Raw genomic sequence first — 25,523 nt, 5'->3', positions numbered from 1 at the left:
CCCCGCTCCCGCTCACCCCTTGGTGACCCCGCTCAGCCCTGGCTGTCCTCGCCGCGCTCCCGGCGCCGCAGTTCCTCCTCGCGGCGGCGCAGGTCGGCCTCCCAGTCCTTCAGCAGCGTCTCGTCCTTGCCGCCCTCCGCCTTCAGCGACCGGAGGAACTCCGGATTGTCGTCGGGGGCCACCCAGCCCGTGCCGCGCCCGGAGGGGGCGGAGCCGTCCGCCGCAGCGTGCCGCACCTTGCCCGCGACAAGCCAGGCGACCGGTCCCACCAGCACCTCGCCGAAGAGCAGCACGATGATCACCCAGACCACCTTGGGCAGCCCCCGCACCTGCTCCTCGGGGGTGTTCAGACAGTCGATGAAGGCGTAGGTCCACAATGCCAGGACCAGCAGATAGGGCAGATACCTGAGCATGTCCGGTGCGACCCCCCGAAGACGACGACGGGGCATGGGACGGCCCCGGTGACGGGGTCAGGTTAGCCGGTACCGGATACTGGAACGCATGGCTTACGACGATCTTCGGTCCCTGCTCCGGGCGCTGGAGCGCGAGGGAGACCTCAAGCGCATCAAAGCCGAGGTCGACCCCCATCTGGAGATCGGGGAGATCGTCGACCGGGTGCAGAAATCGGGCGGCCCCGCGCTCCTCTTCGAGAACGTGCGCGGCTCGCGCATGCCGCTCGCCATGAACGTGTTCGGCACCGACCGCCGTCTGCTCAAGGCGCTCGGCCTGACGTCGTACGACGAGATCTCCGACAAGATCGGCGGCCTGCTGCGGCCCGAGCTGCCGCACGGCTTCGTCGGGGTCCGCGAGGCCTTCGGCAAGCTCGGCGCGATGGCCCATGTGCCGCCGAAGAAGGTCAAGCAGGACAGCGCGCCGGTGCAGGAGGTCGTGCTGCACGGCGACGACGTGGACCTGGACGCCCTGCCCGCCCTGTTCACCTGGCCCCAGGACGGCGGCTCCTTCTTCAACCTCGGGCTCACCCACACCAAGGACCCGGAGACCGGGATCCGCAACCTCGGGCTGTACCGCCTCCAGCGCCACGACCGGCGCACCATCGGCATGCACTGGCAGATCCACAAGGACAGCCGCAACCACTACCAGGTGGCCGCCCGCCACGGCGAACGCCTCCCGGTCGCCATCGCCTTCGGCTGCCCGCCCGCCGTGACCTACGCCTCCACCGCACCGCTGCCCGGCGACATCGACGAGTACCTCTTCGCCGGGTTCATCGCGGGCCGTCGGATCGAGATGGTCGACTGCAAGACGGTCCCGCTCCAGGTGCCCGCCAGTGCCGAAGTGGTCCTGGAGGGCTGGCTGGAGCCCGGCGAGATGCTCCCCGAGGGGCCGTTCGGCGACCACACCGGCTTCTACACCCCCCAGGAGCCCTTCCCGGCCCTGCGGATCGACTGCGTCACCATGCGGAAGCGGCCGCTGCTCCAGTCCATCGTGGTGGGACGCCCGCCGACCGAGGACGGGCCGCTGGGCCGTGCCACCGAGCGCTTCTTCCTGCCCCTGCTCAAGATCATCGTGCCGGACATCGTGGACTACCACTTGCCCGAGGCGGGCGGCTTCCACAACTGTGCGATCGTGTCGATCGACAAGAAGTACCCCAAGCACGCCCAGAAGGTCATGCACGCGGTCTGGGGCGCCCACATGATGTCCCTCACCAAGCTGATCGTGGTGGTGGACTCCGACTGCGACGTCCACGACCTGCACGAGGTCGCCTGGCGGGCCCTCGGCAACACGGACTACGCCCGCGACCTCACCGTCGTGGAGGGTCCCGTCGACCACCTCGACCACGCCTCCTACCAGCAGTTCTGGGGCGGCAAGGCGGGCATCGACGCGACGCGCAAGTGGCCCGAGGAGGGGTACACGCGCGACGGCGGGTGGCCCGAGATGGTCCTGTCGGACCCGGATACGGCGGCCCTGGTGGATCGCCGCTGGAAGGAGTACGGCCTGTGAGCAGCGCCTCCGCGGCACTCCCGCAGCCGGGACGCACCAAGGCGTTCCTGCGCCTGGTGATGATCGAGCACTCCGTCTTCGCCCTGCCCTTCGCGTACACTGCCGCGCTCACCGCGATGTACCAGGAGGACCGCACCGTCCACTGGGTGCGTCTGCTCCTGGTGACCGTCGCCATGGTGGGCCTGCGCACCTTCGCCATGGCGGCGAACCGGATCATCGACCGCGAGATCGACGCCCGCAATCCGCGCACGGCCCAGCGGGAGCTGGTCACCGGCGCGATGTCGGTGCGGCACGCCTGGACCGGCGCGCTGATCGCACTGGTCTTCTTCCTCGGCGCCGCGGCCCTGCTCAACCCGCTCTGCCTGGCGCTCGCCCCCATCGCGGTGATCCCGATGGTGGTGTACCCGTACGGCAAGAGGTTCACCAACTTCCCGCAGGCCATCCTCGGCCTCGCCCAGGCGATGGGCCCGGTCGGCGGCTGGCTGGCGATCAGCGGCACATGGGACTGGGACGCGGTGATCCTGGGCCTGGCGGTGGGCATCTGGATCGGCGGCTTCGATCTGATCTACGCCTGCCAGGACGTGGAGACGGACCGCGAGATCGGCGTCATGTCGGTGCCCGCCCGCTTCGGCATCCCGGCGGCGATCCGGGGCGCCCGGGTCTGCCACACCGTCGTCACGGCGCTGTTCGTCTGGTACGCCCTCGCCACCGGGGCCGGGTTCTTCTTCTGGCTCGGCCTGGTCGTCGTGGCGGGTGCCTTCGTCTACGAACACTCGATCGTGCGGCCCCACGACCTCAGCCGCCTCAACCGCGCCTTCTTCAGCGTCAACGGATTCATCGGCATCGCCCTGTTCGTGTGTGCGCTGCTGGATCTGCTGGTTCGCGGCCTCACGGTCTGAGTGATGCGACCTCACGGTCTGGGCGATGAGAGCTGACGGATAGGCTCCAGGTCATGAACCCAGGACTGACGCAGCGCACGCCTTGGATCGTGGGGGTGTCGGGCGCCTCCGGCACTCCCTATGCCGCGGCCGTGCTGCGCGCCCTGCTGGCGGCCGGGGAGAGCGTCGACCTGGTGGTCAGCCGGGCCTCCCGGCTCACCCTGCTCGACGAGACCGGCCTGCCCTTCCGGGACGCCCACTGGCAGGACGACCTGCGGGCCTGGCTGTCCCGCGGCGCCGACGGCAAGCCCGGCACCTTCGAGGTGGACCTCGCGGGGGTGCGGCACTGGACCGCCGGGGACCTGGCCGCCGGGCCGTCCTCGGGGTCGTACCCGGCCAAGGGGATGCTGATCGTGCCCGCCTCGACGGCCTGTGTGGCCGGGGTGGCGCTCGGGCTGTCGAAGGACCTGCTGCAACGGGCGGCGAGCGTCACCCTCAAGGAGGGCCGCCCGCTGGCGGTGGCCGTCCGGGAGGCCCCGCTGAACGGCCAGACGCTGCGTCATCTGGTGGCGCTGGACGACGCGGGCGCGGCCGTGGTGCCCGCCTCGCCCGCCTTCTACGCCGGGGCCACGCACATCCAGGACCTGGTGGACTTCGTGGCCGGGCGGGTGCTCGACGCGGTGGGGGTGGAGCACCGGCTCTACCGCCGCTGGAAGGGCGAACTGGGCGGTGGCAGCCGTACGCCCTGAGGGCCGGGCGGCCCGCGGCGGCCCCCGCACCGCCCGCACCGCTGAGACCGCCGGATCCCTTTCTGACGTCTCTTTTCTCGTCTCTTCTTTTTCTCGTCGGTTTTCTCTTCGGATCTCTTCAGATCTCTTCAGCGGAAGGCTTCGATCGCATGGACGCCGTGGACAGGCAGCTCATCCAGGCCCTGAGGGAGAACGGCCGGGCCTCCTACGCGGAGCTGGGACGCCTCGTCGGCCTGTCCGGGCCCAGTGTCACCGACCGCATCAACCGCCTGGAGTCGGCCGGTGTCATCACCGGATACCGTGCGACCGTCGACGCGGCCTCCCTCGGCCTGGGGGTCACCGCCCTCATCGGCATCTCGCTCTCCGACGCCGCGGACCACGAGGACGTGGCGCACCGGCTGAAGGACCTTCAGGAGATCGAGGACTGCTGGTTCATCGCCGGTGACGACTCCTACATGCTCAAGGTGCGGGCGGACGACGTGGACGGCCTGGAGAAGACGATCCGCCGGCTGTCCGGCACCCAGGGCGTCTCCCGCACCCGGACCACGATCGTGCTGTCCACCAAGTGGGAGAACCGGGTCGGGGAGCTTCCGGAGCCGCAGTAGGCACGGCGGCCGGGCGCCCCGGGCGGGGCGGGAGTCCGGGTGGGGCGCCGCCCGTCCGCGGGGCGGGGAGTACGGTGGGGTCGGTTTGTCCAGAGGGAGAGGCAGAAGCATGGATGTCGGGCTCAAGCGCGAGCTGGAGGACAAGGTCCGGGCCGGTGAGCGGCTGACCCGCGAGGACGGCATCGCGCTGTACGAGTCGGACGACCTGGCCTGGCTCGGCGGGCTGGCGCACGAGGTGCGCACCCGCAAGAACGGCGACGTGGTCCACTTCAACGTGAACCGCCACCTCAACATGACGAACGTGTGCACGGCCTCCTGCGCCTACTGCTCGTTCCAGCGCAAGCCGGGCGAGAAGGACGCGTACACGATGCGCATCGAGGAGGCGGTGAAGCTCGCCAAGGCGATGGAGGGCGAGAACCTCACCGAGCTGCACATCGTCAACGGCCTCCACCCGAACCTGCCGTGGCGCTACTACCCCCGGTCGCTGCGGGAGCTGAAGGCGGCTCTCCCGAACGTCTCGCTGAAGGCGTTCACGGCGACGGAGATCCACCACTTCGAGACCATCTCCGGGATGTCCGCCTCCGAGATCCTCGACGAGCTGATCGACGCCGGTCTGGAGTCGCTGACCGGCGGCGGCGCGGAGATCTTCGACTGGGAGGTCCGGCAGCACATCGTGGACCACCGCACCCACTGGGAGGACTGGTCCCGGATCCACCGGCTGGCGCACGAGAAGGGTCTGAAGACCCCGAGCACCATGCTCTACGGCCACATCGAGGAGCCCCGCCACCGCGTGGACCATGTGCTGCGGCTGCGGGAGCTCCAGGACGAGACCAACGGCTTCCAGGTCTTCATCCCGCTGCGCTACCAGCACGACTTCGTGGACATGAAGGACGGCAAGGTCCGCAACCGCCTCCAGGCGCGCACCCAGATGGCCACGGGCGCGGAGGCGCTGAAGACCTTCGCGGTCTCCCGGCTGCTCTTCGACAACGTCCCGCACGTCAAGGTCTTCTGGGTGATGCACGGCGTGCAGACCGCGCAGCTTGCCCTCCAGCACGGCGCCGACGACATGGACGGCTCGGTCGTCGAGTACAAGATCACGCATGACGCGGACAACTACGGCACGCCGAACAAGCTGACCCGCGAGGACCTGCTCGACCTGATCCGGGACGCGGGCTTCCGCCCGGTGGAGCGCAACACGCGCTACGAGATCATCCGCGAGTACGAGGGCCCGGACCCGGCCCGTCGTGACGCGCCCCAGCCGATGCGGGTCTGACCCGCACCGCGTTCGACCCCGCACCGCGTGCGGAGCAGGCCCCGGCATCTCCGCCGGGGCCTGCCCGCGTTCCAGGGGCGCCCGGGGCGGGTGAGGGGCGCCACATCTGCTTGAGCCCGCAACCGGGTAATGGATAGCCTCCCGCCATGCCCCTTACGTTCGTCCTTGATCCGCCCATGACCCCCGCCCTGCGCGACGGCGTCCTCGACCTGTGGACGGATGTCTCCAACGCCGGAGGGGCCGTCGGCTTCGTGGCGCCGGTCGCCCGCGAGGCGGTCCGGCCCGAGCTGCTCCGCCATCTGGCGGCGATGGACGAGGGGCGCACCCGGCTGCTGGTCGGGCGGGACCCCGAGGGGCGGGTGGCCGCGTGCGCCTTCCTCACCCGCAACACCCACCGCCTGATGGCGCACTGGCTGTGGCTCTACACGGTGATGGTGCACCCCCGGCACCAGGGCAGGGGCTACGGCCGCGACCTGCTGGCCGCCGCCGCGGACGGGGCCCGCGGCATGGCGGGCATCGAGGCGATCCGGCTCGGCTGCCGCGGCGGCCTCGGCCTTGAGCACTTCTACGCCTCCTGCGGCTACAAGGAGGTCGGCCGGGTGCCCGGCGGGATACGGGTGGCGCCCGGCGACGACCGCGACGACATCACCATGCTGCTGCCGCTGCACTGACCGCCGCCCCCACCCCGGTGCGGGACCGGGCATCGCGCGTGTTTCACTGGACGGTGACCAACTGGGGGATTCCGACCGAACGGAAGAGTGGATAGAGATGCTCCGCTACACGCTGATGCGCCTCGGTATCTTCGCGGGCTGCCTCGTGGTCGTCTGGGGCCTTGTCTACTCGGGTGTCGCCCCGCGCGGCCTCGGCGCGTCCAACGGCCTGTGGATCGCCCTGCTGGCCCTGGTCATCTCGGCTCCGATCAGCTTCGTGGTGCTGCGCGGGGAGCGGGACCGGGCCTCCGTGCAGATCGTGCGGAAGGTCGACCGGATGAAGGAGAACATCGAGGCGAACCGCGCCCAGGAGGACTCGGCCGACGACTCGGCGCGGGTGCAGGGCCAGACCTCGTAGCGGACACCCGCCGGGCACCCGGGGCTCGTAGGACTGGGGTCTTTCGTTGGGATCGGGCCCGCGAGCCCGGCGTGATCCCCACGAAAGACCCTAGCTCTTTCCCGGGGGCCGCCCCTCCGGCGCACCGCCGTCCAGGGGCGGGTGCGGGGGATGGTCGAAGTGCACCGTGACCTTCTCGAAGCCCTTGAAGGACTCCGTCGTCGCATACGACCGGTAGGCGCGCAGATCGCCCGCGCTGAGGTGGACGCGGTCGGTGAAGGGACTCAGCAGGCTGCGCGGCCACAGATGCATGGAGCGCACCGCGCAGATCTCCGCGGTGATGAGATAGACGAGCGCGCCGAGATACAGCCAGGCGATCAGACCGAGCACGATGCCGAAGAGGCCGTAGGTCGCCGTGGCGCCCCGCAGGACATGGCCCACGTAGTACGAGCCGCCCCACTGGAGCACCTGCCAGGCACAGGCGCCGCCGAGCGCCGGGCCGTACATCAGGCGCACCGGCAGCCTGCGGCGCGCCAGTATGCGGTAGCTGAGCATCAGCAGTCCGGCGTTGAGCACGACGGCGGTGGCCGCGGCGGCGAGCCGCGCCCCGATGGCCAGCCGGGCACCGAACACGCTGGCCTCGCCCTCCCCGGCGGACAGCGCCGTGGTGACACAGAGCCCGAGGGCGAGCAGCGAGAGGAACTTCAGGCCCTTCAGCCGCGAGTGGAACGGGTCGGGGCGGGCGTGGCGGGGCACCGCGAAGATCTTGTTCAGGGCGAGCTGGGCGGCCTGGGCTATGCCCAGGGCGCCGTAGACGCTGCCCGCGACACCCACCCCGAGCGCGACACCGTTGCCGTGGAAGGAGTGGATGTTGTGCCCGAGCTGGTCGCCGATCACCGGGAACTCGCCCAGCGCCGAGTTCAGTACCGCCTGCTGGAGCTGCGGGTTGCCGCTGAGCAGGGAGCCCAGCACGGCGACGAGGAAGAGCAGCAGCGGGAACAGCGACAGAAAGCCGTAGTAGGTCAGCAGCGCGGTCAGATACGCGGCCTGGTCGTCGAAGAACTTGTAGGCGACGGCCAGAGGGAAGCCCGCCCAGCGATGCCGTCGCTGATAGCCGTCCAGGCGGGCCAGCACACCCATGGTCTCCCGGTACCCCCCTGCACCGTACCCATGCGGTCCCCGCAGGGCGTCGGGTGTCCCGGTGGGCCCCGCCGCACGGCCGCGCCCCGGAGCCGCGCAGCCGTGCGGGGACATTGCACACGCCCGTCCCGGGACCGTCCCGGATCCCTTCCCGAACATGCACGGATTCCCCATCCGGGGCCCGTACGATCCGGGCCCTGACCGGCGGTAACACGCGAGCCGCGACCGCCGCTGAACCTTTCGGTGCACCCGGCGCGTACCCCCATGCAGCAAAGCAGTGCACCGCTGCTGGCCCCAGGAGCTGCCCATGCCCATCTCGTACTCCTCCGTACCCGTCGCCGCCCCCACCGGCCTCGGCCACGACGGCGGCCCGGTGCCGGCCGGGCCGGAGATCCGGCGGCTGAACGGCGAGGTGCGGGAGGCCTATGTCCCCCCGCTGGCACCGCGGGTGACCCATGGTTCGCTCGCCGACCTGCCGTTCGAGAACGCCGCAGAGGAGCCCGGCCACCGGGCCCTCAGCCGCCGCGACCCGGACGGCGGCTGGACGGACGTGACCGCGGCCCGGTTCGCCGAACAGGTCCTGGCCGTGGCGAAGGGCCTGATCTCCGAGGGCCTGATGCCGGGCGACCGGATCGCCGTCATGGCACGGACCACGTACGAGTGGACCCTGCTGGACTTCGCGGCCTGGGCGGCGGGCCTGGTGACGGTCCCCGTCTACCCCACCTCCTCCGTCTTCCAGGCCCGCTGGATCCTCCAGGACGCGGGCGTCGCCGCCCTGGTCACGGAGACCCTCGCCCAGGCGGCGGCCCTCGGCCCGGAGCGGCCCCACATGCCCGGCCTGCGCCATGTGTGGGTCATGGAGAAGGGGCACGTCGACCGGCTCGCGGAAGTGGGGGAGCACATCCCCGACCAGGAGATCTCGGTACGCCGGGGCATGCTCGGCCCGGACACCCTCGCCACCCTCGTCTACACCTCGGGCACCACCGGCCGCCCCCGGGGCTGCGCGCTGACCCACGGCAACTTCCTCGCCGAGGTGGACAACGCGACCGCGCTGCTGCACTCCGTCTTCCATGCCCAGGACGACGAGGAGCCCTCCACCCTGCTCTTCCTGCCCCTGTCGCACGTCTTCGGCCGGATGGTGGCGGTCGCCTGCATCCGCGCCCGGGTCCGGCTCGGCCACGCCCCGAGCCTGGAGGCGCAGGACCTCCTGGACGACCTCGGGAGCTTCCGGCCGACCTTTCTGCTGGCCATCCCGTACATGCTGGAGAAGATCTACAACAACGCCCGGGCCACCGCCGAACGCGGCGGCCGGGCGGCGCTCTTCGACCGCGCGGCGGACGTGGCCCGCCGCCACGGCGAGGCGACCGAGGCCCGGCAGCACGGCACCGGCCCCGGCCCGGGCCGCGCCCTGAAGACGGCCCGCGCCTTCTACGACCCACTCGTCTACCGCCGGATCCGCAACGCCCTGGGCGGCAGGGTCCGCCATGTCATCTGCGGCGGCTCCCCGCTGGGCCGCCCCCTGGCCGCCTTCTTCGCGGGCGCGGGCATCGGGATCTACGAGGGCTACGGCCTGACCGAGACGACCGGCGCGGCCACCGTGACCCCGCCGCTCAAGCCCCGGCTGGGCACGGTGGGCTGGCCGCTGCCCGGCACCCGGGTGCGGATCGCGGCCGACGGCGAGGTGCTGCTCAACGGCGGCCAGGTCTTCCGCGGATACTGGGACCCGGGGGCGGGCGGGGTGGTCCCGGCGGGCCCCGACGGCTGGCTGCCGACGGGCGACATCGGCCGCCTGGACGAGGAGGGCTATCTCACCATCACCGGCCGGAAGAAGGAGATCCTGATCACCGCGGGCGGCAAGAACGTGGCCCCGGCCCCGCTGGAGAACTGGCTCCGCTCCCACCCCCTGATCTCCCAGTGCCTGGTCCTCGGCGACGGCCGCCCCTACATCGGCGCGCTGATCACCCTCGACCCCGAGGGGATCACCCACTGGCGCCAGATGATCGGCAAGCATCCGGTGCCGCCGGAACTCCTGCTCGACGACGAGGAGCTGCACGCGGTGCTGCAACGCGCGGTGGACGAGGCCAACAAGCTCGTCTCCCGCCCCGAGTCGATCCGCCGCTACGCCGTCCTCCCCGTGGACTTCACCGAGGAGGCCGGACATCTCACCCCGTCGATGAAACTCCGCCGGGACGCGATCCTGCGGGACTTCGCCGCGGAGGTGGAGGGGCTGTACGGCCCCTGACCGAGTGGTCCGCGCGCGGCGGGCGGCCGGCACCTCCCGGGCGGGAGGGCGCGGTGCCGCTCAGGCGGCGATCACCGCCGTCGTGGTGCGGCCGCCGTCCACGTCGAGGGTGATCCCGTGGACGAACTCGGCCTCGTCGGAGGCCAGATAGACGGCGGCCCGGGCGACGGCCTCGGGAGAGCCGACGACCCCGGCCGGGGTGCCGCGCATCATGGCCTCGGCGGGGTGCGGCCCCTTCCCGTTCGCCGCCTCCTCGTGGACCACACCGGGGGAGACGGCGTTGACCCGGACCCCGCCCGGCCCGAACTCCGCGGCCCAGGCCCGGGTGAGCGTCTCCAGGGCGCCCTTGGAGGAGCTGTAGAGCGCGCCGACCGGAATGCCCAGCCGGGTGATCCAGGAACCGAGGTTGACCACGGCGCCGCCGCCCGCGGCGGCCATCGCCGGGGCCACCGCCGCCGTCAGGAAGAAGGGAGCCTTCACGTTCACCGCGTAGACCCGGTCGAAGGTCTCCTCGTCGGTGTCGGGCGTGGTGGGGCCGGGGTAGATGCCCGCGTTGTTGACCAGGATGTCCAGCCGCCCGCCGAGCGCGCGGCGAGCGTCCTCGGCCAGTCGGCGGGAGGCGGCGGCGGAACCGTCCAGGTCGGCGGGGACGAAGACGGCGGCGCCGCCCCGCGCGTGGATCTCCGCCACCACGGCCTCCCCCCGCTCGCGGCTGCGCCCGGAGACGGCGACGTACGCCCCCTCCGCGGCGAAGGCCAGCGCGATGGCGCGGCCGATGTTGCTGGTCGCCCCGGTGACCAGGGCGTTCTTGTGCTGAAGACGTGCGGTCATGGTCTGGGCACTCTCCTCGGTACGGACGGAATGCGCCCCACCCTGCGCCGCAAAAAATGGACCCGCAAGTCCAATCTTGCCCCGCCCCCGGCTACTCTGGACCCGTCGGTCCACTGTCCGGGAGGGCGCGCTCCATGCCAGGCACACTGACGGCCAAGGGCCGGGCCACCCGCGGCCGGATCGTCCGGGGCGCGGCCGAGGTGCTCCGGGAGAAGGGCGTCGTGCTGGCGACCCTCGACGATGTGCTGGCCCGGACCCGGACCAGCAAGAGCCAGCTCTTCCACTACTTTCCCGGCGGCAAGGACGAACTCCTGCTGGCCGTGGCGGAGTTCGAGGCCGAACAGGTGCTGGAGGACCAGCAGCCGTATCTGGGGTGCCTGGACTCCTGGGACGCCTGGGAGCAGTGGCGGGACACCGTGCTGCGGCGCTACGAGGAGCAGGGCGACCACTGCCCGCTCGGCTCGCTCACCCTGCACCTCGGCCGGACCACACCGGGCGCGCGGGCCGTGGTGGACACCCTGATGGACCGCTGGCAGGCGAGCCTGGCCGCGGGCGTCCGCGCCATGCAGCGGGCCGGGCACCTCCCCGGCACCGTCGACCCGGACCAGACGGCGGCGGCCCTGCTCGCCGGAATCCAGGGCGGCGTGACGGTCCTCCTCGCCACCGGCCGCTCCACCCACCTCCGCGCAGCCCTCGACTGGACCCTCACCGCACTGCGCGCGACGGCCCGGGAGCACTGAGCCGCGCTGCGGGCCGCGGCTCGGGAGCCCCGGGAGGGCCGAGCCGCGCTGCGGGCCACGGCCCGGGGGCCCCGGGAGTACTGAGCCGCGCTGCGGCGGGCCGCGGCCCGGGAGTACTGAGCCGCGCTGCGGCCCGCGGTCCGGGAGCCCCGGGAGGGCCGAGCCGCTCCCGCGCCCGCCCCGGGGGCACTGACGCTGCCGCGCGCGCCCGGGGCGCTGAAGGCGCGGCGGGGGCCCGCCGCGGGCCGTCACCCGCTTCACCGACGGACGGTTAGCCCACCCGGCCCAGGGCGGCGGCGGTGCTGGCCGGTGTGCGGGAGCCCGCGTGTTTCCATCCCGTCAGGAGGCACAGACGATGGCCGGGCACCGACCGCAGGACTCCCGCCCGGGCACCCGCGCAGCACGGGGACGGGGCGCGGCCGCCCGGCGCACCGCCCGTGGCACGCGCCCGACCCCCGCCGCCGTCCGCGCGGTGCGCTGCCCCTGGCCGCCGCCGCGCCGACGACGACGGCCAGGAGCGGCAGGCACGGTGACCACCGGGGCCGGGCTCCGCCGAACCCCCACCGTGTGGACTCCGGACCCCGTCGCGCGGACCCCCGACCCTGCGCCGCGCGGACCCCGAACCCCCGCCGCGCGGATCCCGGACCCGCCGTGCAAATCCCCGGACCCGCCGCACGCCCCCCGAACCCCCGTCGCGCAGACCCCGAACCCCCGCCGCACGCCCCCGCCGCGCGGCCCCCGAAACCCCCGCACGCCCCCCAACCACCCGCCCCCTGGAAACGGAGACCGCACGATGACGACCCCGGCCAACGAACCGCTCATGTGCCCGTTCGACTTCAGTGAGGGGCTGGAGTTCGACCCCTCGCTCGCCAAGCTCATGGGCCGTGACTCCCTCACCCGGATCCGGCTCCCCTACGGCGACGGCGACGCCTGGCTGGTCACCGACTTCGAGGGGGTCCGGCAGGTGACCAGTGACCAGCGGTTCAGCCGGGCCGCGATCATCGGCACCGACTACCCCCGGCTGACCCCGGAGCCCATCGTCTCCCCGGAGTCCGTCAATGTGATGGACCCGCCGCACAGCAGCAGGCTGCGCCACCTCGCCTCCCAGGCCTTCTCCCAGCGGCAGGTGGAGCTGATGCGGCAGCGCATCACCCGGCTGGCGGACACCCTGCTGGACGGGATGGAGGCCGCGGGGCCGCCCGCGGACCTGGTCCAGCATCTGTCGAACCCGCTTCCCCGCCGCACGATCTTCGACGTCCTCGGCATTCCCGAGGAGGACTGGGACCGGATGCAGGAGTACGTCCACCAGCTGCTCGCCACCGGCCCGGACAGCCGCGAGACGGCCGCGGCCGCCAAGGCCGGGCTGCGGGACTACTTCGCCGAGCAGGTCGCCCTGCGGCGCCGCACCCCCGGCCCCGACCTGATCAGCGCCCTGGCCGCCGCCCGGGAGGGCGAGGACACGCTCGACGACCAGGAGCTGGCGGTCATGGCGCTGACCCTGGTGCTCAGCGGCCAGGACACGGCCACCTGCCAGATCAGCGACATCGCCTATCTGCTGCTGACCCGGCCCGCGCTGATGCGGCAGCTGCGGGACCGGCCGGAGACCCTGACGGCCACCCTGCACGAGATCCTGCGCTACATCCCCTTTCGCAAGGGGGTCGGCATCCCCCGGGTGGCGCTGGAGGACGTGGAGATCGACGGTGTCCGGATCCGGGAGGGCGACTACGTCCATGTGTCGTACCTGACCGCGAACCGCGACCCGGAGCGCTACCCCGACCCGGACCTCATCGACCCGGACCGGCCGACCATGCCGCACATGACCTTCGGCTGGGGCGGCCACCGGTGCATCGCGGTGCCGATGGCCATGGCGGAGCTGGAGGTGGCCATCGGGCGGCTCCTTGAGCGCTTCCCGGACCTGCGGCTCGCGGTGGAGCCGGGGGAGATCCGCTGGGACACCGAGACCATCCGGCGCTTCCCGCTGGAACTGCCGGTGGAGTGGTAGCCGAGCCGGCCCGCCGGAGCACAAAAAGCAGGAGCCCCCTGCGCCGTACGGCGCGCGGGGCTCCTTGGGTACTGCAATCCGTTCCGGATCAAAGCATCGGACTCAATGGGCCGGAAGGCCGGTGAGCCGAAGGCCTGGAACCGAAGACCGAAAACTCCGGGTCAGCGACCTCACATAGGGGTGACGTTCTCCGCCTGCGGACCCTTCGGGCCCTGCGTGACGTCGAAGCTCACCTGCTGGTTTTCCTCCAGCGAGCGGAAGCCGTTCGCGTTGATCGCGGAGTAGTGGACGAAGACGTCGGGGCCGCCGCCTTCTTGGGCGATGAAGCCAAAGCCCTTTTCGGCGTTGAACCACTTCACGGTTCCGGTAGCCATAAGCCCTCCTTGGGCCCAAAGGGTTGCCCTGCTCCAGAACCTGCAAGTGTGAAAACTTAAGCGCCGCACAACTGCATGTCTCTGAAAACGACGAGAGCCCGCGGTCACATGCTCCGCAGGCTCTGTACTGCAAGGAAACCAAACTGCAACTTGCGGCGAGCCTAGCATGCAGGCACCCGAACGCAATAGAGGCCAAGATCACTTCACCCAAATGTTTGAACGGGTGCGAGCTGAACTGACGAGAAGGTGTCGCATGGCCGAAGCGGAGGTGGACGCCGGAGATCCACGAGGCGTCCGGAGCGGCTCGCGGACCCTGAAGCCTGCACCGTACCGCACGGGGTCTACTGTCGCGATGTGGACAATTCTCGCACCCGGCCGCGCGTCGGCCACATCCAGTTCCTGAACTGCCTGCCCCTGTACTGGGGGCTCGCGAGAACCGGAACGCTCCTCGATCTGGAGCTGACCAAGGACACCCCCGAGAAGCTCAGCGAGATGCTGGTGCGGGGCGATCTCGACATCGGTCCCGTCACCCTGGTCGAGTTCCTCAAGAACGCCGACGACCTGGTCGCCTTCCCCGACATCGCGGTCGGCTGCGACGGGCCCGTGATGTCCTGCGTGATCGTCTCCCAGGTCCCCCTGGACCAGCTCGACGGCGCCCGGGTCGCCCTCGGCTCCACCTCCCGGACCTCCGTACGCCTCGCCCAGCTGCTGCTGGCCGAGCGGTACGGGGTGACGCCGGACTACTACACCTGCCCGCCCGACCTCAGCCTGATGATGCAGGAGGCGGACGCCGCCGTCCTCATCGGGGACGCGGCCCTGCGCGCCAACCTCCACGACGGCCCGCGCTACGGCCTCGCCGTGCACGACCTCGGCACGCTGTGGAAGGAGTGGACGGGCCTGCCGTTCGTCTTCGCGGTGTGGGCCGCCCGCCGCGACTACCTGGAGCGCGAGCCGGACACCACCCGGCGGGTGCACGAGGCGTTCCTCGACTCCCGCAACCTCTCCCTGGAGGAGGTCGGCAAGGTCGCCGAGCAGGCGGCCCGCTGGGAGTCCTTCGACGAACGCGTGCTGGAGCAGTACTTCACCACCCTGGACTTCCGCTTCGGGGACCCGCAGCTGGCGGCGGTCACCGAGTTCGCCCGCCGGGTCGGCCCGACCACCGGTTTCCCCGCCGACGTGACGGTGAAGCTGCTGGAGCCGTAACGGCCCGCCCCGGCGCCAACTACCCTGCCGGTACGTCGTACGGGGGAGGGGTGGCGCCATGCAGCCGCTCGATGCGGGGGAGCCCACCGCGGTGGGGCCCTACCGACTGCTCGGCAGACTCGGCTCGGGCGGAATGGGCCGGGTCTATCTGGGGCGCAGCGCGGGCGGCCGCACGGTCGCGGTCAAAGTCGTGCACCCGCACTTCGCGCTGGACGAGGAGTTCCGCGCCCGCTTCCGCCGGGAGGTGGAGGCCGCGCGGCGGGTCGGCGGCGCCTGGACCGCGCCCGTCCTCGACGCGGACCCCGGGGCGCCGGTCCCCTGGGTGGCGACTGGCTACGCGGCCGGGCCGTCCCTGGCCGCCGCGGTGACCGAGGGCGGCCCGCTGCCCGCGCACACGGTACGGGCGCTGGGCGCGGGCCTCGCGGAGGCGCTGGCGGCGGTGCACGGGCTGGGCCTGGTGCACCGCGATGTGAAGCCGTCCAACGTCCTGCTCACCCTGGACGGCCCGCTGCTGATCGACTTCGGCATCGCGCGGGCCACCGACGGCACGGCGTCGCTGACCGCCACGGGCGTCTCCGTCGGCTCGCCCGGCTATATGTCCCCCGAACAGATCCTCGGCAGGGACGCCATGGGCGCGGCGGACGTCTTCTCCCTGGGCGCCGTGCTGGCCTACGCGGCGACCGGACGGCCCCCGTTCCCCGGTGACTCCTCGGCGGCCCTGCTGTACCGGGTCGTCCACGAGGAGCCCGAACTCGACGGGATGGACGGGGAGTTGCGGGACCTGGCGGCCGTCTGCCTGGCCAAGGACCCGGCGGCGCGCCCCGCCCCGGACGAGGTGGCCCGGACCCTGGCCCCGCAGGGCGCCGCCCGCCTGGTGGCGGGCGGCTGGCTCCCGGGCCCCCTGGTGGAACAGGTCAGCCGCCGGGCCGTGCAGCTGCTGAACCTGGAGCCGTCCGAGGTCCCCGGCTCGGGCCCGCTGACCTTCAGCAGCCCGTCGCAGCCCGGCCCGCCGCCCACCGCGGGCTCCGGAGCACCGGTGGCCGTGCCCGGGGGCGCCGACCGGCCCGCGGGGCGGACCGTCGGAGCCTTCGGCCCGCCGCCCGCCATGTCCGGCCGTCCCGCGGGGACGCCCGCGCACGGCGCGCCGACCCAGGGCGCCGTGGTGCCCGCCGACGGCGGACCCGGGAAGGTCGCGGTGAGCGTCGCCGCCACCTCCGCCCCCGGTGCCGACGGCCGGGGGCGGCGGCTGAGCTGCACGGTGGCGCTGGCGGTCGCGGGAGCGCTGGCCGCGGTCACGGTCGGGGTGTCCTTCATGACCGGGCTGTTCGACGGCGGTTCCCCCGGCGGGAACAGCGCCGGAAGCGCCCCCGCGTCCGGGGGCACGACGCCCGGGGACGGCACCGGGAGCGCCTCCCGTTCCCCCTCGGCCGCCGCGAGCGCGTCCCTCCCGGCCACCGGAGGGGCCGCCGTCCCCTCCTTCTACCTCGGCACCTGGGAGGGCGACGCCCTCGCGCTCGGCGGCACCCTGCCCGCGGGCACCTTCCGCATCACGCTCCGTCAGGGTGGAGCGGGCGGCGAGATCGGCACCTTCCGGTCCACCGACCAGATCGGCGGCGTCTGCGAGGACATCCTCTATTTGAAGCGCGCCTCGGCCCGGCAGCTCGTCGCCACCGGCGTCGCCCGGACCACCAACCCGCCCACCTGCACCACCGGAAGCCATGAGGTCCGGCTGACCCCCGCCGGAGCGGACCTCCGCTACGAGACCGACAACCCCGACGCCGGAAACCCCACCGCCCGCCTGGGAAAGGTCAACTAGCCCTCCGCAAAGCCCAGTCGGGACCGGACCGGCGCCCGTACTCTGGGCCCGTGGATCTGGACCTCTGGGCGGCCGCCGGGGCCGCGGTGTGGGGTGCGGGCGCCGGGGCGCTGCTGCCCCGGGCCGCGTACCGGCTCTGCGTCGAGCCCGGGCAGCCCTGGCGGGACCGCTGCCCGCAGGGGCACCCGGTCAACGGCTGGCTCGGAGACGCCCGGTGCGCCGACGGGCAGGCCCACGGCCCCGGCACCGCCGCGGTCTGCGCCGCCACCGCCCTGGTCTGCGCCGCCCTCGCCCTCGCCACCGGCACCCGGCCCGAACTGGCGGTCTGGCTGCTGCTCGCCCCCGTCGGCGTCCTGCTGACGATCGTGGACTTCCGGGTGCAGCGGCTGCCCGACGTGCTCACCCTGCCGCTCGCGGCCGCCGCCCTGCTCCTGCTCGCCGCCGCCGCGGCGCTGCCCGGCCACGCGGGCCACTGGCGCACCGCGCTGCTGGGGACCCTGGTGCTGGGCGGCGGCTACGGCGTGCTCTTCCTCGTCCATCCGAACGGCATGGGCTTCGGCGACGTCAAACTCGCCCTCGGACTCGGCGCCGCCCTCGGCTGGTACGGCTGGCCGACCGTGGTCCTCGGCACCTTCGCCGGTTTCCTCTTCGGCGGGCTCTACGGGCTCGCGCTGGTCCTCGCCCGCCGGGCCGGGCGGCGCACCGCGATCCCCTTCGGGCCGTTCCTGGCCGCGGGCGCCCTGCTGGGCCTGCTGACCGGGGCCGCAGCGGCCTGACGTCGGTGGGGACACACCCCTGGCGTAGGCTGGGCGAGTCCGTCCGCCAGCCGCCCGGAACGCGCTTCGCGCCTGATTTTCTCTCCTCGACGAAAGGGACGCCCGGTGACCGAGAAGGCCGACCCCACGTCTTTTGATGTCACAGCCGTCCTCGACCGTGCCGCCGCCGGCGGGCGGATCACCCCCGAAGAGGCGCTCGTCCTCTACCGCGATGCTCCGCTGCACGCGCTCGGCGCCGCCGCCGACGCCGTACGCCGCCGCCTGTACGCGGGCACCGAGGACATCGCGACGTACATCATCGAGCGCAACATCAACTACACCAACGTCTGTGTGACGGCGTGCCGGTTCTGCGCCTTCTACGCGGCCCCCAAGGACACCGCCAAGGGCTGGACCCGGGACCTCGACGACATTCTGCGCCGCTGCGCGGAGACCGTGGAACTCGGCGGCACCCAGATCATGTTCCAGGGCGGCCACCACCCGGACTACGGCGTCGAGTACTACGAGAAGCACTTCAAGGCCATCAAGGACGCCTTCCCGCAGCTGGTCATCCACAGCCTGGGGGCCTCCGAGGTCGAGCACATGGCGCGGATCTCCGGTGTCTCGGTGGAGGAGGCCATCACCCGCATCCACACCGCCGGACTGGACTCCTTCGCCGGAGCGGGCGCCGAACTGCTGCCCGAGAGGCCCCGCAAGGCGATCGCGCCCCTGAAGGAGAGCGGCGAACGCTGGCTGGAGATCATGGAGATCGCGCACCGGCTGGGTGTGGAGTCGACCTCCACCATGCTCATGGGCACCGGCGAGACCAACGCCGAGCGCATCGAGCACCTGCGGATGATCCGTGACGTACAGGACCGCACGGGCGGCTTCCGTGCCTTCATCCCGTACACCTACCAGCCCGAGAACAACCATCTGAAGGGCCGGACGCAGGCCACTCTCTTCGAGTACCTGCGGATGATCGCCATCGCCCGCCTCTTCCTGGACAACGTCCGCCACATCCAGGGCTCCTGGCTGACCACGGGCAAGGAGGTCGGCCAGCTCTCCCTGCACTACGGCGCGGACGACCTCGGCTCGATCATGCTGGAGGAGAACGTGGTCTCCTCGGCCGGTGCCAAGCACCGCTCCAACCGCCTGGAGATCATCGACCTCATCCGCAAGGCGGGCCGCGTCCCGGCGCAGCGCGCCACGACGTACGAGCACCTGGTGGTGCACGACGACCCGGCGAACGACCCCGTGGACGAGCGGGTCGTGTCCCACATCTCGTCCACGGCCATCGAGGGCGGCACGGCCCACCCCGAGCTGAAGCTGCTGACCTCCAACTGAGCCCGCCGTGCTGACGATTCACCGTCCGCTCGCGGACGACTCGGTGTCCGTCGTGACCGAGGGCGGCCGGATCGCCGCCCTCGGTCCGTACGCCGGGCTGTACGCGGCCCACGGTGACCGCGCCCGGGTCCGCGAGTGGGCCGGGACCCTCACCGCCGGGCGGTACGAGCCGGACGCCGTACGGCTGCTGGAGACGTTCTACTGGCCCGACCCGCGCGAGGCCGACGAGCTGGGCACAGAGCCGCTGCCCGCGGGGTCCGCCCCGATGACGGACGCGCGCTGGGGCGGGAGCGCCCGGCGCGGGCTCCAGCGGATGCTGGGGCGCGGGGTGACGGCCGTCGCCGGGCCCTTCACCCGGCCGCCGGTACGGACCGCCGTCCAGCGCTCGGGCGTCCTGGTCGGCTCCGGCGCCCCCGCTCTCGCCCCGGGCGGTCGCGCCGACTTCACCGTGCTCGCCGGGGACGGGAGCTGTGTGGTGACGGTGGTGGGCGGACGGCTCGTGTACCGCAGCGCATAAGTGCGACTATTAAGACTTTAGTGATCGGCGCCACAGGGTGATGCGTTGCACTTACTCTCGGTGAGGGAGAGAGGAGTGACTGCCGCATGACCAATGTCAAGCAACTCGACCCCAGCGCCTCGCCCTTGGACTACTACGGCGCCGAGCTGCGCCGCCTCCGGGAGGCCGCGGGCCTGAGACTGGCCGACCTGGGCCAGATCGTGTTCTGCACCGGCTCCCTGGTGGGCCAGATCGAGACGGCGCTGAAGGTGCCGACGCGCGACTTCTCCGCCCGGGTGGACGCCGCCCTGAACACGGACGGGATGTTCTCCCGCCTGGTGGGCCTGGTCCTGCGAAGTCAACTTCCCACCTGGTTCCAGCCGTACGCGGAGATGGAGGCGAAGGCGACGTACATCTCCACCTACCAGGCGCAACTGGTCTACGGGCTCTTGCAGACGCCGCAGTACGCCCGTGCCGTATTGGAGACAGGTGATGCGGAGCGGGTCGACGAACTGCTCGCGGCACGTCTGGAACGGCAGCGCATCCTGGAAGCGGGTCGCCCGCCGCTGACGCTGGCCATCCTGGACGAGGCTGTGCTGCACCGTCCGGTCGGAGGCACGGAGGTGATGCGCGCACAACTGTGCCACCTGCTGAAGTGCGCCGAGCGCCCCTGGTTGCAGATTCAGGTGCTGCCCAACTCCGTGGGCGCGCATGCGAGCCTGGTGGGGTCGTTCAACATGCTGCGCTTCGCCAAGGACCCCGAACTCGTCTACACCGAGGACCTCATCTCCGGTCACATGACCGCCAATCTGGAGATCGTTCGCGAAGGCGCCCGCCGTTACGCTAGCTTGCAGGCTGCTGCCCTCTCCCAAGAGGATTCAGCGCACTTGATCAAGCGCGTGATGGAGGAACGGTATGGCTCCCGCCCAGCAGTCGGCGAACATCCGGTGGCGTAAGTCCTCCTACAGCGGCAACACCGGTGGCGACTGCGTCGAGTGCGCCCCGCTCAACGGCGCCGTCTGGCGGAAGTCGTCGTACAGCAGCGACACCGGCGGACAGTGCGTCGAGTACGCCGACCTCGACGCCCACGTCGCCCTCCGCGACAGCAAGAACCCGGCCGGAGGCCACCTCACCGTCACGCCCGCGGCCTTCGCGGGGTTTGTCGGCGCGGTGGTGCGGGGCGAGCTGTAGGCCCCGCCCGGGCGGCTGCAAGAATGGGCCGGTGACCCGCGCCTCCCTGAACAAGCAGCCGCACGAAGTCGCCTCGATGTTCGACGACGTGGCGGAACGGTACGACCTGACGAACGACGTGCTGTCGTTCGGCCAGGACCGGCGCTGGCGCAAGGAGGTGGCCAAGGCGGTCGACGCGCGGCCCGCGCAGAAGGTCCTCGACCTCGCGGCCGGTACGGCGACCTCCTCGCAGCCCTTCGTACGGGCGGGCGCCTACGTGGTGCCCTGCGACTTCTCGCTGGGGATGCTCCGGGTCGGCAAGAAGCGCCACCCCTGGATGCCGTTCACCGCGGGCGACGCGACCAGGCTGCCGTTCCGGGACGACGTCTTCGACGCCGTGACGATCTCCTTCGGGCTGCGCAATGTGCAGGACACCGACGCGGCGCTGCGCGAGCTGTACCGGGTGACCAAGCCGGGCGGGCGGGTCGTGATCTGCGAGTTCTCGCACCCCACCTGGGCGCCCTTCCGCACCGTCTACAGCGAGTACCTGATGCGCGCGCTGCCGCCGGTGGCCCGCGCGGTGTCGTCCAGCCCGGACGCGTACGTCTATCTCGCCGAGTCCATCCGGGCGTGGCCCGACCAGCCCGCCCTGGCCGAGCGGCTGCGCACGGCGGGCTGGTCGAACGTGGCATGGCGCAACCTCACCGGCGGCATCGTCGCGCTGCACCGCGGCTTCAAGAAGGACTGACCCGGACCCGGTCAGCCACTGCCCGTCACCGCCCGCTGCGTCCCGTCACAGCGCCAGCCGGTAGCAGTGCGCCTCCCGCTGCGACACCGGCGTGGTGAAGACCTCGGCCAGGTTCATGCCCAGCCGCCGGGTGACCGCGATCGACCGGGTGTTGCCGGAGTCGACCATGGCCACCACCCCGGGCACTCCCGCCGCCCGCACCCGCTCCAGGGTCAGCCGGGCGGCCGCGGTGACATAGCCCCGGCCCCAGTGCTCCCGGCCGAGCCGCCAGCCGATCTCGATCTCACCCCGCGGACCCCAGTCCTGGGGCCACGGCTGGGCGCCCGTGAAACCGATGACCCGGCCCGTGTCGTCGAGCACGGTCCACAGGCAGAAGCCCCGCTCGGCGTCGTGCCGCCGCTGCCGGGCGGTGAGTTCCTCGTAGACGGACAGCCCGGCGGATCTGCCGCCGTAGAACTCCATCACCTCCGGGTGGTCGAAGACCCGGTGCCAGGCGACGGCGTCCTCGTCGGTGGGAACGCGCAACCGTACTGCGGGGAGTGCTCGGTTCACGGGGCAGCCCTTCAGCGGGGTGATCAATCGTGCTGAATAGACTGCCCATGTCCAGTGCCCGTCGGCACGTACATTCCGAACCTTGGGGAGATCCCGCCGTGACCGAGCCCCTCTCCGACAACACCGCCGATGTGATCGTCGTGGGCGCGGGGCCAGCAGGCTCCACGACCGCGTACCACCTGGCCAGGGCCGGGCTCGACGTCCTCCTGCTGGAGAAGACCGCCTTCCCCAGGGAGAAGGTCTGCGGCGACGGCCTCACCCCGCGCGCCGTCAAGCAGCTGGTGGCCATGGGCATCGACATCTCCGAGGAGGCCGGCTGGCTGCGCAACAAGGGCCTGCGGATCGTCGGCGGCGGTGTCCGGCTCCAGCTGGACTGGCCGGATCTCGCCTCCTTCCCGGACTACGGACTGGTCCGCAAGCGCGACGACTTCGACGAGCAGCTGGCCCACCAGGCCCAGAAGGCGGGCGCCCGCCTCTACGAGCGCTGCAACGTCAGCGGTCCCGTCATCGACGACCGCACCGGCCGCATCACCGGCGTCACCGCCAAGCTCGGCGAGGAGAAGCGCGAGGTCACCTTTCACGCGCCGCTGGTCGTCGCCGCGGACGGCAACTCCACCCGGCTCTCCCTGGCGATGGGCCTGCACCGCCGCGAGGACCGCCCGATGGGCGTCGCGGTGCGCACCTACTTCACCTCCCCGCGCCACGAGGACGACTACCTGGAGTCCTGGCTCGAACTGTGGGACCGGCGCGGCGGCCAGGAGCGGCTGCTCCCCGGCTACGGCTGGATCTTCGGCATGGGCGACGGCACCAGCAACGTCGGCCTGGGCGTGCTGAACACCTCGGAGTCCTTCAAGGAGCTGGACTGGCGCGAGGTGCTCAAGGCGTGGTGCGCCTCGATGCCCGAGGACTGGGGCTACACGCCCGAGAACATGACCGGCCCGATCCGCGGCGCCGCCCTGCCGATGGCCTTCAACCGCCAGCCGCACTACACCAAGGGCCTGCTGCTCGTCGGTGACGCGGGCGGCCTGGTGAACCCCTTCAACGGCGAGGGCATCGCCTACGCCATGGAGTCGGGCCAGATCGTCGCCGACGTCATCGTCCAGGCCATGGCCCGCGCCACCCCCGCCCAGCGCGAACTGGCCCTCCAGCACTACCCGAAGATCCTCAAGGACACCTACGGCGGCTACTACACGCTGGGCCGCGGCTTTGTGAAGCTGATCGGCAACCCCAAGGTGATGAAGATCGCCGCGCAGCGCGGCCTGACCCACCCCATGCTGATGAAGTTCACGCTCAAGCTGCTGGCCAACCTGACGGACCCGACGGGCGGCGACGCGATGGACCGGGTCATCAACGGCCTGTCCAAGGTGGCCCCGAAGGCGTAGGTCCGCGTTCTGCCAGAACACCCCGACGCCCCCGCCGTTGTCGGCGGGGGCGTTTCTTGTCAGCTCTGCTGGTCTGTGGCCCTTTGGGGTGAATTTTCGTCCGGGCAGCAGGAAAGGGCCGCCATGCCTTCCGGCACGGCGGCCCTTCAATCCGTGAGCCCGTGGACGCCGTTGACCCGCGTAGACCCCGTAGAGCCCCGGGACGGCACCTCTGACGGCTCAGAGCACGCGGACGGCGCCCGTCGGCGGGTCGTAGGACAGCGGCTTCTCCACGACGCCGCTGGAGGGGTTCTGCGCACCCACGAACATGCCGTCGCCCACATACACGGCCACGTGGTACGCGCTGCCGGAGCTGCCCCAGTAGAGGATGTCGCCCGCCTGGAGGTTGTCCAGCGAGACCTGGGTGCCGACGGTCGACTGGTCCTGGGAGACGCGCGGCAGGTCGACGCCGACCTGCTTGAACGCGGCCTGCACGAGGCCCGAGCAGTCCCACGAGTTCGGGCCGGTGCCGCCGGAGACGTACGCGTCGCCGAGCTGCGCCTTGACGAACGCGATGACCGACGCGGCGGACCCGGTGGCCGTGGACGTGCTCGTCGACGAGGCGGTGTCGGAAGCGGCGGACAGGACGGTGCGCTCGGCGCTGCGGGAGGCGGCGGCCGCCGCCGTCTTGCGCGCGGCCTCGGCCTTGCGCTCGGCCTCGGCGGCCTTCTGCTTGGCCTGCGCGAGGTCTGACTTGGCCTGCTTCGCGGCATTCGCGGCGGCCGAGTCGCGCTCGGCCTGGAGCTGGTAGTTGGCGGCGGTCTGCTGGGTGGCCTCCGCGGACTGGGCGACCTGCGTGGCCATGTCGGCCGTCAGGGTCGGCAGTTCGAGGGTCTGCGTCACCGGCTCGGCGGCATTGGCCGAGGCCGAGGCGCCGGCAACGGCCAGCGTGCTGAGGACGCCACCCGCAACTCCGGCCCGCATCGCGATCGTCGACGCGCTGCGGCTGCGGGGCTTCCGGTGGCTGCGTATGTGAGCGGTGTGGGACATGGGTACAAGCGGTATCAGGGGCTCCTCCATACCTTCAAGAAACGTGTGCTGCGCCACAGTTGTTCAACGGCAGCCCCAAACCCCGGGTGTGGCAGCCTTTATTGACGCCGTAACGGGCATTGCGGACACCTGTGATCAAGCCTGTGATCACGTGTTTTCGTCGTTCTGTCCGGATTGCTCTGCGCTTATCACCGGTCACGACGCATGGCCAAGCCCGCTTTATGGGCCCCTCACACAGGTGTGGCACAGGTCACGGAACGGTCTCCCTTCGGGGTGCGTCCCGCGCACGCACGTCACCTCGCGCCGACCTCGCGGTCACACGCCTTCACGAGTGGTCACGTATGTCCCTGCTTGTGAACGCGTGCACGCGTTCACTCCCGGGCCCGCTCTTCCCTCTCACGTGTGAACGCGCCCCTATATCAAGAGATCCATTCCGGTGGCCAATTTGCATTGAGCGGCTCTTCGCTGATATTGCAAGATGCCCTCGACCTGCGAAGACGAGCGAGAATGTCACCTCTTGGTGATCGCTCGACTGCTTCGCGTATGAAGGTCACCGCTCATCCGACTTCATGATCCTTCGCCAGGTGGTGGAGATCACAAAGGAGGTGCTGACCCCCGTGTCGCAGATCACACATCGCCGGGCATAGGATGCGGGGCAGTTGGGCTTGTGACCTGCTTCACATGTCCGCGATCTTCGCCGGGGCGGGCGGGGTTCGTGGGGCTGGTGGGGCGGGTGTGAGCACAGCGCCACCTCCCCGGGGCCACGGCTCCGCTCGGCCCGGGGAGACCGCCAAGCAGTCAGTGCCGACTGAGAGGAGCGAGGAGCGGTGAACGCGTATGCGCCCATCCTCGTACTGGGAGCCCTCGGGGCAGGCTTTGCGATCTTCTCCGTGGTGATGGCCACGCTGATCGGTCCGAAGCGGTACAACCGCGCGAAGCTCGAGGCCTACGAGTGCGGCATCGAGCCGACCCCCACGCCGGCGGGCGGCGGGCGCTTCCCGATCAAGTACTACCTGACGGCGATGCTCTTCATCGTCTTCGACATCGAGATCGTCTTCCTCTACCCCTGGGCCGTCACCTTCGACGCCCTGGGGATCTTCGGGCTCGTGGAGATGCTGCTCTTCGTGCTCACCGTCTTCGTCGCGTACGCGTACGTATGGCGGCGCGGCGGCCTGGAATGGGACTGAGGGG

At 71.5% G+C, this 25,523-nt stretch carries 26 protein-coding genes; 20 read left to right on the top strand and 6 right to left on the bottom strand.

The annotated features are described in order from the left end of the window. Positions 1 to 32 precede the first annotated feature (32 nt). The gene (locus ACIHAA_RS26980; protein WP_399821521.1) at positions 33 to 413 is read right to left on the bottom strand and encodes a PLD nuclease N-terminal domain-containing protein; all 381 of its coding nucleotides are present in this window, start codon (positions 411 to 413) and stop codon (positions 33 to 35) included. 88 nt (positions 414 to 501) lie between these two features. Between ACIHAA_RS26980 and ACIHAA_RS26975 the strand changes: the two genes are divergently transcribed. The 7 genes from ACIHAA_RS26975 (at position 502) to ACIHAA_RS26945 (ending at position 6,532) form a co-directional block, all read left to right on the top strand. Beyond that, entirely contained in the window at positions 502 to 1,959 is a 1,458-nt protein-coding gene (locus ACIHAA_RS26975) for a menaquinone biosynthesis decarboxylase (protein WP_399821519.1), read from the top strand. Further along, positions 1,956 to 2,858 (top strand): menaquinone biosynthesis prenyltransferase MqnP, encoded by a 903-nt coding sequence (gene mqnP / locus ACIHAA_RS26970; RefSeq protein WP_399821517.1) that lies wholly within the window; start codon positions 1,956 to 1,958, stop codon positions 2,856 to 2,858. Before ACIHAA_RS26975 ends, mqnP begins: the two co-directional genes overlap by 4 nt. A 53-nt stretch (positions 2,859 to 2,911) precedes the next feature. After that, positions 2,912 to 3,586 carry a UbiX family flavin prenyltransferase gene (locus ACIHAA_RS26965; protein WP_399821515.1) on the top strand — a complete coding sequence of 225 codons (675 nt, stop codon included), beginning with the start codon at positions 2,912 to 2,914 and terminating at the stop codon, positions 3,584 to 3,586. 149 nt (positions 3,587 to 3,735) lie between these two features. Beyond that, the gene (locus tag ACIHAA_RS26960; RefSeq protein WP_399821513.1) at positions 3,736 to 4,191 is read left to right on the top strand and encodes an Lrp/AsnC family transcriptional regulator; all 456 of its coding nucleotides are present in this window, start codon (positions 3,736 to 3,738) and stop codon (positions 4,189 to 4,191) included. A 109-nt stretch (positions 4,192 to 4,300) separates the two neighbouring features. After that, positions 4,301 to 5,464, top strand: a complete 1,164-nt coding sequence (gene mqnE / locus ACIHAA_RS26955; RefSeq protein WP_399821511.1) for an aminofutalosine synthase MqnE — start codon at positions 4,301 to 4,303, stop codon at positions 5,462 to 5,464. A 146-nt stretch (positions 5,465 to 5,610) separates the two neighbouring features. Further along, positions 5,611 to 6,135 carry a GNAT family N-acetyltransferase gene (locus ACIHAA_RS26950; RefSeq protein ID WP_399821509.1) on the top strand — a complete coding sequence of 175 codons (525 nt, stop codon included), beginning with the start codon at positions 5,611 to 5,613 and terminating at the stop codon, positions 6,133 to 6,135. Between the two features lie 97 nt (positions 6,136 to 6,232). Next, a complete protein-coding gene (locus ACIHAA_RS26945) occupies positions 6,233 to 6,532 on the top strand; it encodes a DUF4229 domain-containing protein (RefSeq protein ID WP_399821507.1) in 300 nt (99 codons plus the stop codon). Between the two features lie 90 nt (positions 6,533 to 6,622). Here the strand turns inward: ACIHAA_RS26945 and ACIHAA_RS26940 are convergent, their stop codons facing one another. Continuing rightward, positions 6,623 to 7,651, bottom strand: coding sequence for a YihY/virulence factor BrkB family protein (locus ACIHAA_RS26940; protein ID WP_399821505.1), 1,029 nt, complete (start codon positions 7,649 to 7,651; stop codon positions 6,623 to 6,625). A 307-nt stretch (positions 7,652 to 7,958) separates the two neighbouring features. Between ACIHAA_RS26940 and ACIHAA_RS26935 the strand changes: the two genes are divergently transcribed. Further along, on the top strand, positions 7,959 to 9,893 hold the full coding sequence (locus tag ACIHAA_RS26935) for an AMP-dependent synthetase/ligase (protein ID WP_399821503.1): 1,935 nt from the start codon (positions 7,959 to 7,961) through the stop codon (positions 9,891 to 9,893). Positions 9,894 to 9,953: 60 nt separating this feature from the next. Here ACIHAA_RS26935 and ACIHAA_RS26930 read toward each other — a convergent pair whose 3' ends face one another. Beyond that, positions 9,954 to 10,724 carry an SDR family NAD(P)-dependent oxidoreductase gene (locus ACIHAA_RS26930; protein WP_399821501.1) on the bottom strand — a complete coding sequence of 257 codons (771 nt, stop codon included), beginning with the start codon at positions 10,722 to 10,724 and terminating at the stop codon, positions 9,954 to 9,956. 134 nt (positions 10,725 to 10,858) lie between these two features. Between ACIHAA_RS26930 and ACIHAA_RS26925 the strand changes: the two genes are divergently transcribed. Further along, on the top strand, positions 10,859 to 11,464 hold the full coding sequence (locus ACIHAA_RS26925; RefSeq protein WP_399821499.1) for a TetR/AcrR family transcriptional regulator: 606 nt from the start codon (positions 10,859 to 10,861) through the stop codon (positions 11,462 to 11,464). Positions 11,465 to 12,257: 793 nt separating this feature from the next. Then, entirely contained in the window at positions 12,258 to 13,466 is a 1,209-nt protein-coding gene (locus ACIHAA_RS26920; RefSeq protein ID WP_399821497.1) for a cytochrome P450, read from the top strand. A 170-nt stretch (positions 13,467 to 13,636) separates the two neighbouring features. Here ACIHAA_RS26920 and ACIHAA_RS26915 read toward each other — a convergent pair whose 3' ends face one another. After that, entirely contained in the window at positions 13,637 to 13,840 is a 204-nt protein-coding gene (locus tag ACIHAA_RS26915; protein WP_030379745.1) for a cold-shock protein, read from the bottom strand. 354 nt (positions 13,841 to 14,194) lie between these two features. Between ACIHAA_RS26915 and ACIHAA_RS26910 the strand changes: the two genes are divergently transcribed. The 8 genes from ACIHAA_RS26910 (at position 14,195) to ACIHAA_RS26875 (ending at position 21,369) form a co-directional block, all read left to right on the top strand. Then, entirely contained in the window at positions 14,195 to 15,043 is an 849-nt protein-coding gene (locus ACIHAA_RS26910; RefSeq protein ID WP_399821495.1) for a menaquinone biosynthetic enzyme MqnA/MqnD family protein, read from the top strand. Between the two features lie 58 nt (positions 15,044 to 15,101). After that, positions 15,102 to 16,859 (top strand): protein kinase, encoded by a 1,758-nt coding sequence (locus tag ACIHAA_RS26905; protein ID WP_399821493.1) that lies wholly within the window; start codon positions 15,102 to 15,104, stop codon positions 16,857 to 16,859. Positions 16,860 to 16,909: 50 nt separating this feature from the next. Continuing rightward, on the top strand, positions 16,910 to 17,635 hold the full coding sequence (locus ACIHAA_RS26900) for a prepilin peptidase (RefSeq protein ID WP_399821491.1): 726 nt from the start codon (positions 16,910 to 16,912) through the stop codon (positions 17,633 to 17,635). 105 nt (positions 17,636 to 17,740) lie between these two features. Beyond that, positions 17,741 to 18,955, top strand: a complete 1,215-nt coding sequence (gene mqnC / locus ACIHAA_RS26895) for a cyclic dehypoxanthinyl futalosine synthase (RefSeq protein WP_399821488.1) — start codon at positions 17,741 to 17,743, stop codon at positions 18,953 to 18,955. 7 nt (positions 18,956 to 18,962) lie between these two features. Further along, positions 18,963 to 19,472: a hypothetical protein gene (locus ACIHAA_RS26890; RefSeq protein ID WP_399821486.1), complete on the top strand. Its 510-nt coding sequence runs from the start codon at positions 18,963 to 18,965 to the stop codon at positions 19,470 to 19,472. 86 nt (positions 19,473 to 19,558) lie between these two features. Then, entirely contained in the window at positions 19,559 to 20,407 is an 849-nt protein-coding gene (locus ACIHAA_RS26885) for a helix-turn-helix domain-containing protein (protein ID WP_399821484.1), read from the top strand. Continuing rightward, complete coding sequence (locus ACIHAA_RS26880) at positions 20,367 to 20,642, top strand: DUF397 domain-containing protein (protein WP_399821482.1); 276 nt, start codon at positions 20,367 to 20,369, stop codon at positions 20,640 to 20,642. The genes ACIHAA_RS26885 and ACIHAA_RS26880 overlap by 41 nt, the downstream gene beginning before the upstream one ends. 31 nt (positions 20,643 to 20,673) lie before the next feature. Then, complete coding sequence (locus ACIHAA_RS26875; protein WP_399821480.1) at positions 20,674 to 21,369, top strand: demethylmenaquinone methyltransferase; 696 nt, start codon at positions 20,674 to 20,676, stop codon at positions 21,367 to 21,369. Between the two features lie 45 nt (positions 21,370 to 21,414). On the opposite strand, the gene ACIHAA_RS26870 is transcribed toward ACIHAA_RS26875, so the two are convergent. Further along, a complete protein-coding gene (locus ACIHAA_RS26870; protein ID WP_399821477.1) occupies positions 21,415 to 21,921 on the bottom strand; it encodes a GNAT family N-acetyltransferase in 507 nt (168 codons plus the stop codon). Positions 21,922 to 21,968: 47 nt separating this feature from the next. Between ACIHAA_RS26870 and ACIHAA_RS26865 the strand changes: the two genes are divergently transcribed. Next, positions 21,969 to 23,303 carry a geranylgeranyl reductase family protein gene (locus tag ACIHAA_RS26865; protein ID WP_399821474.1) on the top strand — a complete coding sequence of 445 codons (1,335 nt, stop codon included), beginning with the start codon at positions 21,969 to 21,971 and terminating at the stop codon, positions 23,301 to 23,303. A 219-nt stretch (positions 23,304 to 23,522) separates the two neighbouring features. Here the strand turns inward: ACIHAA_RS26865 and ACIHAA_RS26860 are convergent, their stop codons facing one another. Beyond that, the gene (locus ACIHAA_RS26860; protein WP_399821471.1) at positions 23,523 to 24,332 is read right to left on the bottom strand and encodes a C40 family peptidase; all 810 of its coding nucleotides are present in this window, start codon (positions 24,330 to 24,332) and stop codon (positions 23,523 to 23,525) included. A gap of 827 nt (positions 24,333 to 25,159) precedes the next feature. Here ACIHAA_RS26860 and ACIHAA_RS26855 point away from each other — a divergent pair. After that, positions 25,160 to 25,519 (top strand): NADH-quinone oxidoreductase subunit A, encoded by a 360-nt coding sequence (locus ACIHAA_RS26855; RefSeq protein WP_003992243.1) that lies wholly within the window; start codon positions 25,160 to 25,162, stop codon positions 25,517 to 25,519. Positions 25,520 to 25,523 lie beyond the last annotated feature (4 nt).

Source organism: Streptomyces sp. NPDC052040, from assembly GCF_044548405.1.
Classification (GTDB): Bacteria; Actinomycetota; Actinomycetes; order Streptomycetales; family Streptomycetaceae; genus Streptomyces.
Note: the sequence above shows the minus strand (reverse complement) of the source record. Positions and strands in the feature narration are given on the sequence as shown.

Excerpts from the sequence above, each read along its gene's own strand:
- ACIHAA_RS26980 (WP_399821521.1), bottom strand. The coding sequence starts at position 413 with ATGCTCAGGTATCTGCCCTATCTGCTGGTCCTGGCATTGTGGACCTAC.
- ACIHAA_RS26975 (WP_399821519.1), top strand. The coding sequence starts at position 502 with ATGGCTTACGACGATCTTCGGTCCCTGCTCCGGGCGCTGGAGCGCGAG.
- ACIHAA_RS26965 (WP_399821515.1), top strand. The coding sequence starts at position 2,912 with ATGAACCCAGGACTGACGCAGCGCACGCCTTGGATCGTGGGGGTGTCG.
- ACIHAA_RS26960 (WP_399821513.1), top strand. The coding sequence starts at position 3,736 with ATGGACGCCGTGGACAGGCAGCTCATCCAGGCCCTGAGGGAGAACGGC.
- mqnE (WP_399821511.1), top strand. The coding sequence starts at position 4,301 with ATGGATGTCGGGCTCAAGCGCGAGCTGGAGGACAAGGTCCGGGCCGGT.
- ACIHAA_RS26950 (WP_399821509.1), top strand. The coding sequence starts at position 5,611 with ATGCCCCTTACGTTCGTCCTTGATCCGCCCATGACCCCCGCCCTGCGC.
- ACIHAA_RS26945 (WP_399821507.1), top strand. The coding sequence starts at position 6,233 with ATGCTCCGCTACACGCTGATGCGCCTCGGTATCTTCGCGGGCTGCCTC.
- ACIHAA_RS26940 (WP_399821505.1), bottom strand. The coding sequence starts at position 7,651 with ATGGGTGTGCTGGCCCGCCTGGACGGCTATCAGCGACGGCATCGCTGG.
- ACIHAA_RS26935 (WP_399821503.1), top strand. The coding sequence starts at position 7,959 with ATGCCCATCTCGTACTCCTCCGTACCCGTCGCCGCCCCCACCGGCCTC.
- ACIHAA_RS26930 (WP_399821501.1), bottom strand. The coding sequence starts at position 10,724 with ATGACCGCACGTCTTCAGCACAAGAACGCCCTGGTCACCGGGGCGACC.
- ACIHAA_RS26925 (WP_399821499.1), top strand. The coding sequence starts at position 10,859 with ATGCCAGGCACACTGACGGCCAAGGGCCGGGCCACCCGCGGCCGGATC.
- ACIHAA_RS26920 (WP_399821497.1), top strand. The coding sequence starts at position 12,258 with ATGACGACCCCGGCCAACGAACCGCTCATGTGCCCGTTCGACTTCAGT.
- ACIHAA_RS26915 (WP_030379745.1), bottom strand. The coding sequence starts at position 13,840 with ATGGCTACCGGAACCGTGAAGTGGTTCAACGCCGAAAAGGGCTTTGGC.
- ACIHAA_RS26905 (WP_399821493.1), top strand. The coding sequence starts at position 15,102 with ATGCAGCCGCTCGATGCGGGGGAGCCCACCGCGGTGGGGCCCTACCGA.
- ACIHAA_RS26885 (WP_399821484.1), top strand. The coding sequence starts at position 19,559 with ATGACCAATGTCAAGCAACTCGACCCCAGCGCCTCGCCCTTGGACTAC.
- ACIHAA_RS26880 (WP_399821482.1), top strand. The coding sequence starts at position 20,367 with ATGGCTCCCGCCCAGCAGTCGGCGAACATCCGGTGGCGTAAGTCCTCC.
- ACIHAA_RS26865 (WP_399821474.1), top strand. The coding sequence starts at position 21,969 with ATGTCCAGTGCCCGTCGGCACGTACATTCCGAACCTTGGGGAGATCCC.
- ACIHAA_RS26860 (WP_399821471.1), bottom strand. The coding sequence starts at position 24,332 with ATGTCCCACACCGCTCACATACGCAGCCACCGGAAGCCCCGCAGCCGC.